At 63.7% G+C, this 11973-nt stretch carries 14 protein-coding genes; 13 read left to right on the top strand and 1 reads right to left on the bottom strand.

The window, feature by feature from the left end:
• Window positions 1-1471, top strand: a 1471-nt coding sequence (locus B2M20_RS09255; protein WP_139372873.1) for a putative inorganic carbon transporter subunit DabA, incomplete at its 5' end; no start/stop codon positions are given.
• A complete protein-coding gene (locus B2M20_RS09250) occupies window positions 1468-1794 on the top strand; it encodes a P-II family nitrogen regulator (RefSeq protein ID WP_079446747.1) in 327 nt (108 codons plus the stop codon). The genes B2M20_RS09255 and B2M20_RS09250, both read left to right, overlap by 4 nt.
• Here B2M20_RS09250 and B2M20_RS09245 read toward each other — a convergent pair.
• A complete protein-coding gene (locus B2M20_RS09245; RefSeq protein WP_079446746.1) occupies window positions 1735-2715 on the bottom strand; it encodes a LysR family transcriptional regulator in 981 nt (326 codons plus the stop codon). The two genes, B2M20_RS09250 and B2M20_RS09245, sit on opposite strands and share 60 nt — an antisense overlap.
• A gap of 243 nt (window positions 2716-2958) precedes the next feature.
• On the opposite strand from B2M20_RS09245, the gene B2M20_RS09240 reads away from it, so the two are divergent.
• From B2M20_RS09240 to B2M20_RS09190, 11 genes are all read left to right on the top strand, one after another.
• A complete protein-coding gene (locus B2M20_RS09240; protein WP_079446767.1) occupies window positions 2959-4380 on the top strand; it encodes a form I ribulose bisphosphate carboxylase large subunit in 1422 nt (473 codons plus the stop codon).
• A gap of 70 nt (window positions 4381-4450) precedes the next feature.
• Window positions 4451-4777 (top strand): ribulose bisphosphate carboxylase small subunit, encoded by a 327-nt coding sequence (locus B2M20_RS09235; RefSeq protein ID WP_011315232.1) that lies wholly within the window; start codon window positions 4451-4453, stop codon window positions 4775-4777.
• Window positions 4778-4879: 102 nt separating this feature from the next.
• Entirely contained in the window at window positions 4880-7585 is a 2706-nt protein-coding gene (locus tag B2M20_RS09230; protein WP_079446745.1) for an alpha-carboxysome scaffolding protein CsoS2, read from the top strand.
• An 11-nt stretch (window positions 7586-7596) separates the two neighbouring features.
• Window positions 7597-9123: a carboxysome shell carbonic anhydrase gene (locus B2M20_RS09225; RefSeq protein ID WP_079446744.1), complete on the top strand. Its 1527-nt coding sequence runs from the start codon at window positions 7597-7599 to the stop codon at window positions 9121-9123.
• 13 nt (window positions 9124-9136) lie between these two features.
• Complete coding sequence (locus B2M20_RS09220) at window positions 9137-9394, top strand: alpha-carboxysome shell vertex protein CsoS4 (protein ID WP_079446743.1); 258 nt, start codon at window positions 9137-9139, stop codon at window positions 9392-9394.
• Complete coding sequence (locus B2M20_RS09215; protein WP_079446742.1) at window positions 9394-9642, top strand: carboxysome peptide B; 249 nt, start codon at window positions 9394-9396, stop codon at window positions 9640-9642. Before B2M20_RS09220 ends, B2M20_RS09215 begins: the two co-directional genes overlap by 1 nt.
• A 100-nt stretch (window positions 9643-9742) precedes the next feature.
• Window positions 9743-10039, top strand: a complete 297-nt coding sequence (locus B2M20_RS09210; protein WP_079446741.1) for an alpha-carboxysome major shell protein CsoS1 — start codon at window positions 9743-9745, stop codon at window positions 10037-10039.
• 74 nt (window positions 10040-10113) lie between these two features.
• Window positions 10114-10431, top strand: a complete 318-nt coding sequence (locus tag B2M20_RS09205) for an alpha-carboxysome major shell protein CsoS1 (protein WP_274533958.1) — start codon at window positions 10114-10116, stop codon at window positions 10429-10431.
• A 416-nt stretch (window positions 10432-10847) separates the two neighbouring features.
• Window positions 10848-11114, top strand: coding sequence for a 4a-hydroxytetrahydrobiopterin dehydratase (locus tag B2M20_RS09200; protein ID WP_079446739.1), 267 nt, complete (start codon window positions 10848-10850; stop codon window positions 11112-11114).
• A gap of 3 nt (window positions 11115-11117) precedes the next feature.
• Entirely contained in the window at window positions 11118-11753 is a 636-nt protein-coding gene (gene parA / locus B2M20_RS09195; protein ID WP_079446738.1) for a ParA family partition ATPase, read from the top strand.
• Complete coding sequence (locus B2M20_RS09190) at window positions 11750-11968, top strand: hypothetical protein (protein WP_079446737.1); 219 nt, start codon at window positions 11750-11752, stop codon at window positions 11966-11968. Before parA ends, B2M20_RS09190 begins: the two co-directional genes overlap by 4 nt.
• Window positions 11969-11973: the final 5 nt, after the last annotated feature.

Here is an 11973-nt window from a genome sequence, read left to right as displayed (position 1 = left end):
CGTCACGGTGGAGGCGGTGGGTATGCTGTTCGGGTTGGACCTGTTCGGCAAAACCCTGGCGCCGCTGGCCTACAGCCGCTGGCGCAGCCGCATCGATACAGAAAAGCCGGTCACCCGCTTGTTGGTGGACAAGCTCACCCGCGAGCAGGCCGACTCCATCATTCGCACGCTGCAGCGAGCGATGATCGTTAAGGCGCTGCATGAGGAACTGAAAATCGAGCGCGAGCGGGTCGATGACGACATGATCCGCGAACTGCGCGAAATCGCGCTGCGCCACCGCGACGGGCCGACGCGGTTGCGCACGGAGTTCCGCGTATCTCAGACGCAGGAGGTCGAGTTCATCGACAAGCTGCGTGAGGCATATGGTGTCGATGCCGACTATGCAAATCATCAGCTCGAGCGGTTGGGGCGCATAGGTTACTCGCTCGACGAGCAGGTTAACTATGTGCACACGGCCCTGACGATGATCGGGCTGACCCAGACCTTCTCGCGCTTCGTGCTCGTTGTCGGCCACGGTGGGAAGACCGAGAACAACCCCTACGAGTCGGCGCTGGACTGCGGCGCCTGCGGTGGCGCCAGCGGCCTGGTTAATGCCCGGGTGTTCGCGCAGATGGCCAACAAGGCCGCGGTGCGCGAGCGGCTGGCGGCCATGGGCATCACCATCCCGGAAGACACCTGGTTCATGCCCGCGCTGCACGTCACCACCACAGATGCCATCGAGTTGTCCGACCTTGACCTGCTGCCGCCGCGCCATCTGGTGTATCTGGACCGCCTGCGCGAAGGCCTGCGCGCGGCCTCGCGGCTGACGGCGGCCGAGCGCATGCCCAAGCTTCTGCCGGACGCGAAGGCGATCGAGCCGGCCGAAGCCTGGCGCCTGGCGAACCGCTTGGCGGTGGATTGGGCGCAGGTCCGGCCGGAGTGGGGGCTGTCGGGGAACGTATACGGCATCGTCGGCCGGCGCGCGCTCACCGAAAACGCGGATCTAAAGGGCACCGCCTTTCTGTTATCTTACGACTGGCGCTGCGACCCCAAGGGCCGGCTGCTGGAAAATTTGCTCGCTGCCCCGGTGGTGGTGGGCCAGTGGATCAACCTCGAACACTTCTTCTCCACCGTGGACAATGCCCATCTGGGCAGCGGCAGCAAGGTCTACCATAACGTGTCCGGCCGCTTCGGCGTGATGACCGGTAACCTGAGCGATCTGCGGACCGGCCTGCCGATGCAGACGGTGATGCGCGAGGGACGGCCTTACCACGAGCCGATGCGTCTGATCGCGCTGATCGAGGCGCCGCTGGACTTTGCCGGCCGTGTGCTGGAACGCGTGGTCAAGGTCAAGAGTCTGGTGCTTGGCGGGTGGATTCGCGCCATCGTCATCGACCCCACTCAGGGTTACAAGCCTTTTGTCTTCAACAATGGCCAGTGGGAAGAGCGTCCGGCTCTGATTGCTCCTGCCGAGAAGGAACACTCCGCATGAACGAGATCAAACTGCATCCGCTGAAAAAGCTGGAAATCATTCTTCAGGGCGAGCACAGGGAATTCGCCACCGACTTGCTCGATCGCGCCGGGGTCAAGGGCTACACCATCATCGGCAATCTGTCCGGGAAGGGCGCCCACGGCATGTACGAAGGGCACTTGATGTTCAATGAAGATGACGTTCTCATCATGATCATCGCCGCCGTGCCGCAAAGCCTGTTCGATCCGCTGCTCGAGGGTTTCCAGCCGTTTTTCGAGGCCCATTCAGGAGTGCTTTTCGTCAGCGACATCCAGGTCGGTCGCCTGGTCAAGTTCATGGCGTGAGCGGAATTGCTGCGGATGCTTGGGCGAGGCCAGCAGCCGTGCTTGCTGGGTGATGAACGCCAGGAAGGACTGCGCCACCGCCGATAGGCGTTTACCTTTGCGGTGCACGACGAACCACTGCCGCACGATAGGAAAACTTTCCACATCGAGGGTGACCAGGCGGCGTATCGCCAGCTCCAATTCCAGGGTGTGCAGCGACAGGATGCCGAGCCCCAGTCCGGCTTCGACAGCTTGCTTGATGGCCTCGTTGCTGCTCATTTCCATCACTGAGTGGAATTCCACGCCGAGACGCGAAAAATGACGCTCCGCGGCGTTTCGCGTGCCCGAGCCGGGCTCGCGTGTAATGAACGGCTGGTGACCCAATTCCACCAGCGGAATCTTGCGGCGTCCGGCGAGTGGATGCTCGGGCGAGGCGATGACCATTAGCGGGTTGTCGAGAAATGCGCGCGCGACGAGCTCACCGTCCTCGGGCGGCTGCCCCATGATGGCCAGGTCCTGGTTCGCCGCTGAGAGCGTCTCGAGGATATGCGTCTGATTGGACACCTGCAGCCGTACCTGCACCCTGGCATGGCAGGCGCAGAAAGCTGCGATGAGCTTCGGCATGAAGTAGTTGGCCGTGCTCGCCACGGTGAGGTCGAGTTCTCCGCGATGGACGCCACGGAACTCCTCCATCGCCGACTCGAGGTCGCGCATCTTGGCGCCGAGGAGCGTGGTATGACGGTGCAACTCGCGACCTGCATCGGTGGGGTGGATCTTTTTCCCGACGTGGTCGAACAGCGGTACGCCGATCTGCTCTTCCAGCTGTCGCATCTGCATCGAGACCGCTGGCTGGGTGAGGTGCAGAACGTCGGCCGCGCGTGTAAAGCTCTGCTGTTGCACCACAGCGTCGAAGATCTGGAGCTGTCTGAGGGTCAGATGCATGGCCGATACATAAGCGACACTAATGCATTCGATCAAAAATATCAATTAGTGTTTATGCCGATCCTCTTCTATGTTCTTTACTCGTGAATCGCTGGGCTGGCTGAATCACAGGCCTTGCTGAGACCCACGAACGTCATCCCCGGGCCGGGTGGGGGGATGCCCCGCACCGCGGTAGGTCCTCGCCCGTCGTTCGCTTACCGCAGTTCGCTTACCGCAAAAGCGCGCATGAAGGAGTCCTCGAATATGGCAGTCAAATCATACCAGGCGGGCGTCACGCAATATCGGCAGAGCTACTGGCAGCCGGATTACATGCCTCTCGACACCGATATTTTGGCGTGTTTCAAGATCACGCCGCAGCCTGGGGTGGATCGCGAAGAAGCGGCGGCGGCGGTTGCTGCCGAGTCGTCTTGCGGCACGTGGACCACGGTGTGGACCGATCTGCTGACCGACCTCGATTACTACAAAGGGCGCGCCTATCGCCTCGAAGACGTGCCGGGCGACGATACCTGCTATTACGCTTTCATTGCCTATCCCATCGACCTTTTTGAGGAAGGTTCGGTTGTCAACGTGTTCACCTCTCTGGTGGGCAACGTGTTCGGGTTCAAGGCTGTCCGTGCTCTGCGTCTGGAAGATTTGCGCTTCCCCATCGCTTACGTGAAGACCTGCGGCGGCCCTCCGCATGGTATCCAGGTCGAGCGCGACAAGCTTAACAAGTACGGCCGTCCGCTGTTGGGCTGCACCATCAAGCCGAAGCTTGGTCTGTCCGCGAAGAACTACGGCCGCGCCTGCTATGAAGCGCTGCGTGGCGGTCTGGACTTCACCAAGGACGACGAGAACATCAACAGCCAGCCCTTCATGCGCTGGCGCGATCGTTTCGATTTCGTGATGGAGGCTGTTCAAAAAGCCGAACACGAGACCGGCGAGCGGAAAGGTCACTATCTCAACGTGACCGCGCCAACGCCTGAGGAAATGTACAAGCGCGCCGAGTATGCCAAGGAAATCCGCGCTCCGATCATCATGCACGATTACCTCGCTGGCGGGCTTTGCGCCAACGCGGGTCTAGCGAACTGGTGCCGCAACAACGGAATGCTGCTGCACATCCACCGCGCTATGCATGCGGTGATCGATCGCAACCCGCATCACGGTATCCACTTCCGCGTATTGACCAAGATCTTGCGTCTGTCGGGCGGCGACCATCTGCACACCGGCACCGTCGTGGGCAAGCTCGAAGGCGATCGTGCTTCCACCCTGGGCTGGATCGACCTGCTGCGCGAATCCTTCGTTCCCGAAGACCGTTCGCGCGGCATCTTCTTCGATCAGGATTGGGGTTCGATGCCGGGCGGCTTCGCCGTGGCGTCCGGTGGTATCCACGTTTGGCACATGCCTGCGCTGGTCACGATCTTCGGCGACGATTCAGTGCTGCAGTTCGGTGGCGGCACGCTGGGCCATCCCTGGGGCAACGCCGCTGGCGCACACGCCAATCGTGTGGCGCTCGAAGCCTGCGTCCAGGCGCGCGGCGAGGGCCGTCATCTGGAGAAGGAAGGCAAGGATATCCTCACCGCTGCCGCCGCTCACTCGCCCGAACTGAAGATCGCCATGGAAACGTGGAAAGAGATCAAGTTCGAGTTTGAAACCATGGACAAGCTCGCCGTCGCCAACAAGTAACCGGTCGCCGGCTAGGGTCGGCAGCGCCCATTGGGCGCCGCCGCCCAGCAAAAATCGAAAGGACTAAGTCATGGCTGTTCAAGCTTACCGTTCGCTCAAGAAATACGAGACCTTCTCCTATCTGCCGCAGATGACGCCCGAGCAGGTGCGCCGTCAGATCGCCCACGCGATTGCTCAGGGTTGGAATCCGGCGGTCGAACACACCGAAAAGGGCACGCCCGCCAAAGCGAGCTACTGGTACATGTGGAAACTGCCGCTGTTCGGCGAGCAGTCCGTCGACGCCGTGGTGGCCGAAATCGAGGCCTGTCACCGCGAGTTTCCGGATCAGATGGTGCGTTTCGTTGCGTACGACAATTACGCCCAGAGCCAGGGCATGGCGTTCGTGGTGTATCGCTGATGAAGTGGGCGCTGGAGCCGACTCGATTCGGCGCCCATGATTTGAACGCGGCGCGGCGCTTTGGTGCCGCCCCTTCATCGGGTTCTTTGTGCTGAGGTCCGAATGACAAACGTCGCCCCCGGTCATGCCACTGCAACTCTATCCGGCCGTGAACTGGCGCTCCAGCGCCGGCAGGCTATGGCGCGTCACGGCAAGGCCGGGACCGTCTCGACGGCGCAAACCGTCAAGCATTCCGCCGCCGGCCGCTTGCAGCTAAATGCGGCACACCTTGTTAGCGCGCATCATGGCGGTGCTGCTACAGCCGCATCGGCGGTGGCGTCTGCATCGGCCACATTTAATCAACCGGTGACATCGAAGTCCGCGGCGCGAATCCGACGGCAGGCGCTGTCCACGGTTGGGAAGGCCGGGTTGAAGAACGCCGGGCAGGGCGCGGCATCCCGTCCGGCGGCGCATTTGCGCCCGAGCCGTACGGCTCAAGCTGAGGTGCGTGGCTCCGATTGCGGCTGCGGCTGCGGCGGGCAATGCAGTTGCGGCGGACAGTGTGGCTGCAGCCGCGGCGCGCAGCGGAAGGACGCGGCGCAGATTGAGGCGGTGCAAATCGATACTCCGGCGGTCGCGCGTGCAGCCGTGAACGCGCCGGAGGCGACCGGCCGCGCGCTCGCTAAGATGCGCCGTGCTGCGCTGAACCAAGACGGTAAAAAGGGTCTGAAGCGCATCGCCCAAGCGACGCGGATCGCCGCTTCGATGCCGGCGCAGGATTGGCAGAGTGCCATGCTGAAAGGCGCAACCGGCCGTCAGGTCGCGATGCAGCATCGGTTGGTGCGGGCACTGGCGGGTCGAATCGACAAGACGTCGGGTGCCGGTACGCGCCCGACTGGTCGGGTGCGCGCTCGCAACGTGGTCGATGCACCGGCCAAGGTCGAGGAGGGGCACACGCTCTCTGGGCAGACCGTCACCGGTACCCAGGTCGAACGCATTTCCAAGGTGACCGGCAATGAGCCGGGCTCCTGCCGCGCGATTACCGGCACCGAGTATATCGGCTTCGAGCAGTTCCAGACGATCTGTGGCACCCGGCCCGAGCCGGCAGCGCCCAAGGTCGCGATCAGCAGCACGCTGCGCGAGCAACGCATCACCGGCACCGCGCTGGGGCGCTCCACCAAGACCACTGGCGATGAGCCAGGCGCGTGCCGTCCCGTGACTGGCACGGAATATCTTTCGAGCGAGCGCTTTGAGCAGTTTTGTTCGACGCGCCCGTCCGCCCCGCTGGGGAAGGTGGCGCTCACCCGTACCGACAAGGGCCAAACCGTCACCGGTGCGCTGGTCGACCGTCCGCGCCGCGTTACAGGCGTCGAGCACGGCGCCGATCGCGCTATCACTGGCACGCGTTACAGCCAGGGGGAAACCGACGACGCGCCCCCTAAAGTGGCGGTTACACATACAGCTGCGGGCAAGCCTGTCACCGGCACGGTGGTTGGCCGCAGTGAACGGCAGACCGGCGACGAGGCTGGAAGCTGCCGTCCGATTACCGGCACCGAATATCACACTGTTGAACAGTTTCGCGATTTCTGTCGAACGCCGCCTCCAGGAGGAGGCCCGCGAAAGGTCAGCGTGATGTCCACTCGCGACGAACAGGTCGTCTCGGGGACCGCGGTCGATCGGTCGGCCAAGGTAACCGGCAACGAGGTCGGTTCCTGCCGCAGCATCACCGGCAGCCAGTACTACACCACTGCCGATTTCGCCGGGCTGTGCCAGACGCAGAGCCCCAAGAAGGTGGCGGAGATGCAGACGCTGCGCGGTCGTACTGTGACCGGCTCGGAGGTCGCCCCAAGCCCAAAATTGTCCGGTGACGAGTCTTATGGGTGCGAACCCGTCACCGGCACGGACTACATTGGCACCCGCCAGTTAGCCGCAGTATGTCCAGTCGAAGCGTTGCCGGTAGTCTCGCCGGTCAGCAAAGTCGTGGTCGACACCACGCTGCGCGGCCAGACGATTACGGGCGTTGCTGCTGGACGTGCGGAACACGTCACCGGAAACGAGGCCGGGACCTGTGCGCCGATCAGTGGCACCCCATACATCGGTCAGGGCCAGTACTCGGGGTTCTGCGAGGCGCCGCAGCGTCAACAGCAGGCTGCGCGGGTACGCGACAGCGCGGTGATTCCGGCCACCGTCGTCACCGGTGATAGGCCGGGCGCGGGCGGGTCGCAGGTCACCGGCGACGAGCGTGGCGCTTGTGAGCCGATTTCGGGAACGCCTTATCTCGGGCTGGACAATATTGCGTCCGGGCAATGTGCGATGAGTGATCGCTTCCGCTCGCGGGGTGTGGATCAGCGTCCGCCCGCTCCCCGGGATTTCAGTGTCACCATTCCGGCGCGGCAGGCGCGCGAGCGGCAGACCGAGGTCGTTACCGGCAGCGGCATGGGCAGTTCGCGCATCACAGGTCCGATCAACAAGGCCGATGGCCTGATCACCGGCACACCGGAATTCCGGCACGGCGACCAATCGCGCCGTCCGCGTGACGAAGAGCATTCGCTTCCCGCTGCGCGTCGTTTGAGCGGCGAAGGCAGTCAGCAGGGTCGACGCGTCTCGGGAGATGCTTGGGACGGTAACAGCCGTGTCACTGGCACCGAGGGTTCGTCCAGCTTGGCGCGTAATCCTTCTATGCGCGGCCAGCCGCGTGGAGTCGGGGTGAGTGCCGTAACGTTTCGCGGGATCGAGCGGCCGGAAGTGCCAGACTCGGTGATTACGGGTTCTGCGGGGAACGCCCGTGGCGGCGCCGTGGTGACCGTCTCCGGCGGGGCGCGCGGCTGAGGATCGCGGATATGAACACGCGCAAACGCCTTCAGGCCCTGCGACGAGAAGCCAGCCCAGTTGCTGTGGCGGCTCCCGAGGCGGTGGCTATGCCCGATCATCCGGCGTGTATGATCGGCGGCGGGCAGATGTGCGAGCATGCGCTGGTCGATCGCGATCTCAATCGCATGCTGTTCGATTACGAGCGAACCGTGCGCTCGCGTTTTACCCGCATCGTCGACGTGCTCAAACATATCTCGACGTATCAGCACGACGGAAACTTCACCGAGCGCGCGCAGCAGCTTGCCCGCGAGCAACTCGGTTTCGATCTGCCGTCGCAGGTGCTCGAGGACGCCTGGGTGTGCGGGCTGGATTTGTCCGCACTGCACTCGCGCTGCATATTCAGCGCTCTGAAGGCGAGTGTTGAAAATGCGTCGACCGAGCAGGCCGGTTGGCGCCAACGCTTGCCGCTCGATGAGAACTTCCTGCGTTCGTGCGGCTACCACACCGTTGACATCAGCCCTTGTTCCGACGGCAGGCTGCAGGGCGTCAGCCCCTATGTGCTGCGCATTTTGCCTGGGCCGAATGTGCGGGTGAAGGCGTATGCCGGCGCACTGTTCGATGTCGACGTCGATGTATCAGACTGGGCGCAGCGCGAAGTCGAGCGGCTGTCGGGCGCTATGGTCGATGGTGACCGCCTGAATTACCTCAAGATCGCCGTCTATCATTTCAGCAGTTCCTCGCCGGACGGCCAGGGTTGCGCTGCTCACGGCAGCAACGACCGTCAGGCCACCGAGGCGGCGCTGCACCGCCTGCAGAATGAGTTGCGGACGGCGATCGACCAGACTTTCGGTGCGGGCGCCGCTCCAGATGTGCTGCTTATCGGCGTTGACACGGATCTGGATGCGCTGCGCATCCATCTGCCTGATGGCTTCGGCGAGCTTAACGCGCACCGCTACTTCGAAACCGCGCAGGTCTACCGCGACACCCTCGGGCTAGCGCCCGATGCCGCGCGGGCGCGTATCGCCGGGATCGTTGCCGATGCCGAGGGCATGGGTGGCTGGGGCCAGGGCAACGGCCGTATGCACGATGGTATGCGCCGCCTGGTGCTGGCGCTGGCTGAGGCCAACCTGTCGCAGGTCGAGTACGTCATCAAGCACCACACCGGGCGCTACGCGACAATCGGTCACGACGAGGAATGCATTGTTGCCGGTGAAGCGCTGCGGCCGCTGCAATTGCGCAATCTGTTTTATTTCGCTCACCTCAATACAATCGAGGAAGGCGCGCCCGACATGGATGTCGGGATCAATATCTTCTCCAAGCTCAACGTCGCGCACGGCCTGCCCGTGCCGGTTCTGGTGCATTTCGAATACGACGTGCGGATTCCTCAGTCGCGCGAGCGGGCGATCGCGCGGGGTCGGCGGGTGCGAGACGCGATCGAGTCGCGTTACCCCGATCTGGCCGCCCGGGGTCTGCTCAATTGCGCGATTGCGGTGAGCGAACGTGACGGCGACGAGCGCTGCGCCTTCGTCGCCGACGACGCTGTCGATGATCATTGAGGACGTATGAGCCATGAAGATCATGCGTGTAAGTACCACCCTCGTGTCGACCAATCGCATCCATGCCATGGGTCATCGTCCGCTGCTTGTCGTGCAGGAAACGCCGAATGGACCGCGCAGCGTCGCGGTCGATGCCGTCGGCTGCATCCCGGGCGACTGGGTGATTTGTGTCGGGTCCTCCGCGGCGCGCGATGCGGCAGGGGCCAGGGATTATCCATCCGATCTGACCATCGTCGGTATCATCGACCATTGGAATCCGGAGGTGGCGTGATGGAAATCTGGCGCGTGGTCGATGAATTGGTCTGCACCCGGCGTGTGCCAGAGATGAACTCGGCTTCGCTTCGGATTCTGAGGGGCCAGAAGGGAGAACTATCGGTGGCGACCGACCCGGTCGGAACGCCGCCTGGCAAGTGGGTATTCACTGCTGCCGGCACAGCCGCACGTATGGCCATGCCTGATCGAACAGTGGCCACCGACCTGACTATCTGCGGCATCATTGATGGCTGGGAGGAGGAGTGATGACGCGGTGAGCAAAGAGCAAAACGGCGCGCGCGTAGCGGGCGTCAAGGTGCCGTGACTGGCTTGTGATTCTTTTATTTCGACAACAAGGAGTGAACAGATGGCTGAATCGATGGGTATTGCGCTGGGCATGATTGAAACTCGCGGACTGGTTCCCGCGATCGAGGCGGCGGACGCGATGACCAAGGCTGCCGAGGTGCGCTTGATCTCGCGTCAGTTCGTCGGGGGCGGCTACGTCACCGTGCTGGTGCGTGGCGAAACCGGTGCGGTCAACGCGGCGGTGCGTGCCGGGGCTGACGCCTGCGAGCGCGTGGGCGACGGTCTGGTGGCCGCGCACATCATTGCCCGCGTGCACAGCGAGGTCGAAGGCATTCTGCCGAAATCGCCGAGCGCTTAAGCTCGGCTTTTTCTCCTGCTGGTAATTGGAAGGACAACGACATGGCAACACACGTGAACGGCATTGCCCTGGGCATGATTGAAACCCGCGGGCTGGTGCCCGCGATCGAGGCGGCCGACGCGATGACCAAGGCCTCCGAAGTGCGGCTGATCGGCCGGCAATTTGTGGGCGGCGGCTACGTCACCGTGCTGGTGCGCGGCGAAACCGGTGCGGTCAACGCGGCGGTGCGTGCCGGGGCTGACGCCTGCGAGCGCGTGGGCGATGGCTTGGTGGCCGCGCACATCATCGCGCGAGTGCACAACGAGGTCGAGGGTATCTTGCCGACCCAACCCGAGGTCAACGGCGGCAGCCGTGGCGGTCGCGACGCCGAACTCACGTCCACCCGCAGCTGATCCTGCGCGGAGGACGTCGTGGCGGTCGATCGGCGAACCCTGGCTGGCTCGCACGCGCGCTCAATCAAGAGTTGGCGGCGTGCAGCAAGTATCTCGTCCAAGCGTGCTCGCACGCTCCTGGGGAGATGCCGAAAATTTGGCACGCAAGCGGCGCGCCGAGCCGGAGCGACCGGGTCATGCCGAGCGTTTGATGGCGCGGCAGGTCCTGTTGGGTATGACACCTTGCGGCGGGCAGTTGCCCGCGGCGCGGCTGGGTCGGACAACGGTTCGGTTCGGGTCTCTGCAGTTGTCGACGCGTTGACGTACGCGCCGTCGGCTGCGCGGTAACGACACCGCCTCGCTATTCGAAGCCTTGCTACAGGAGGCGCTAGCGCATCTCGATCACGTAACCCAGATCGAACCGGGGTAGGACGCCCATGACTGATGATTTCCAAGGTTGGGAGCGCCGCGACAAGCCGCCGACGTTGTTTCGTCGCTTTGCGTTTGCGCAATATGCGCAGACCCGCGCCTTCCTCGACGCGCTTTCGGCGCTGTCCGAGGAGATTCAGCGCCATCCGCAGAACATCAACTTCGGCACCACCTACGTCAACATTACGATCGGGGCGGCCGACGGCGCCGCATTGAGCGCCGAGGACGAACAGTTCGCCGGGCGTATCGCTGCTCTGGCCGAGCGCGGGGAGTGAGCGATGGGCGGGCCACTGGTCATCGCGGTGATCAACCAGAAAGGCGGCGCCGGCAAGACCACCGTGGCCATGCATCTCGGTGCGGGGCTGGCGCGGCGTGCATCGGCGGTTGTGGTGGATCTGGATCCGCAGGGCTCGGCCACGCAATGGGCCGCGGCAGGCACGCAATCCTTTCCGGCCACGGTCAAGCACTTGCGCGTGGGCGTGGGCGCGGTCGATCTGCGGCGGGACTTTCGCGCCTATCCGTTCGTCGTGTTGGACTGCCCGCCGGCGGTCGAGAGCCGTGCGGCGGCGCTGGCGCTGCAAAGCTGCGACGTGGCTGTCATTCCGGTGCTGCCTTCGCCGATGGATCTGTGGGCCAGCCTGCGGCTACCGCAGGACATCGATGAGGCTCGACGACTCAACCCGGGACTCCGAGCCTACCTGCTGCCGAACCAGATCGAGGCGCGCAGCGCGCTATCGGCGGCGATGCAGGAGGCGCTGGCCGAGTTCGGCCTGCCGGTGATGCGTACCCCGGTGCGCCGCCGCGGCATCTACAAGACCGCTGCGCTTGAGGGCGTATCGGCATACCAACTAGGGGCGCGCGGCCAAAGTGCGGTCGCGGAAATCGAAGGCCTCATAGAGGAGATTCTTGCATGACCAGCATCAAAGACAAGCTCGCCAGCAGCGTCCGTCAGGCCAAGACTGGCGCGGAGCCTACCCCTGAAGAAAAGACCGAGACCCGCAAGACGGCGCGCTCGGCTTCGACCACTGCCAAGGCCGCTACCGCCAAGCGCGCCCCGACAGAATCACTGGCGGCCGAGCCGCCGGATAGTAAGCAGGAATTGTTCCCCGACCGCATTTGGCCGGATTGAGATTT

The organism is Nitrobacter vulgaris, from assembly GCF_002028545.1.
Lineage (GTDB): Bacteria > Pseudomonadota > Alphaproteobacteria > Rhizobiales > Xanthobacteraceae > Nitrobacter > Nitrobacter vulgaris.
Note: the sequence above shows the minus strand (reverse complement) of the source record. Positions and strands in the feature narration are given on the sequence as shown.

Bases quoted from the DNA above. Each gene is read 5' to 3' on its own strand.
- B2M20_RS09210 (WP_079446741.1), top strand. From the start codon at position 9,743: ATGGCTGAATCGATGGGTATTGCGCTGGGCATGATTGAAACTCGCGGA.
- B2M20_RS09250 (WP_079446747.1), top strand. From the start codon at position 1,468: ATGAACGAGATCAAACTGCATCCGCTGAAAAAGCTGGAAATCATTCTT.
- B2M20_RS09190 (WP_079446737.1), top strand. From the start codon at position 11,750: ATGACCAGCATCAAAGACAAGCTCGCCAGCAGCGTCCGTCAGGCCAAG.
- B2M20_RS09200 (WP_079446739.1), top strand. From the start codon at position 10,848: ATGACTGATGATTTCCAAGGTTGGGAGCGCCGCGACAAGCCGCCGACG.
- B2M20_RS09220 (WP_079446743.1), top strand. From the start codon at position 9,137: ATGAAGATCATGCGTGTAAGTACCACCCTCGTGTCGACCAATCGCATC.
- B2M20_RS09245 (WP_079446746.1), bottom strand. From the start codon at position 2,715: ATGCATCTGACCCTCAGACAGCTCCAGATCTTCGACGCTGTGGTGCAA.
- B2M20_RS09225 (WP_079446744.1), top strand. From the start codon at position 7,597: ATGAACACGCGCAAACGCCTTCAGGCCCTGCGACGAGAAGCCAGCCCA.
- B2M20_RS09240 (WP_079446767.1), top strand. From the start codon at position 2,959: ATGGCAGTCAAATCATACCAGGCGGGCGTCACGCAATATCGGCAGAGC.
- B2M20_RS09235 (WP_011315232.1), top strand. From the start codon at position 4,451: ATGGCTGTTCAAGCTTACCGTTCGCTCAAGAAATACGAGACCTTCTCC.
- parA (WP_079446738.1), top strand. From the start codon at position 11,118: ATGGGCGGGCCACTGGTCATCGCGGTGATCAACCAGAAAGGCGGCGCC.
- B2M20_RS09230 (WP_079446745.1), top strand. From the start codon at position 4,880: ATGACAAACGTCGCCCCCGGTCATGCCACTGCAACTCTATCCGGCCGT.
- B2M20_RS09205 (WP_274533958.1), top strand. From the start codon at position 10,114: ATGATTGAAACCCGCGGGCTGGTGCCCGCGATCGAGGCGGCCGACGCG.
- B2M20_RS09215 (WP_079446742.1), top strand. From the start codon at position 9,394: ATGGAAATCTGGCGCGTGGTCGATGAATTGGTCTGCACCCGGCGTGTG.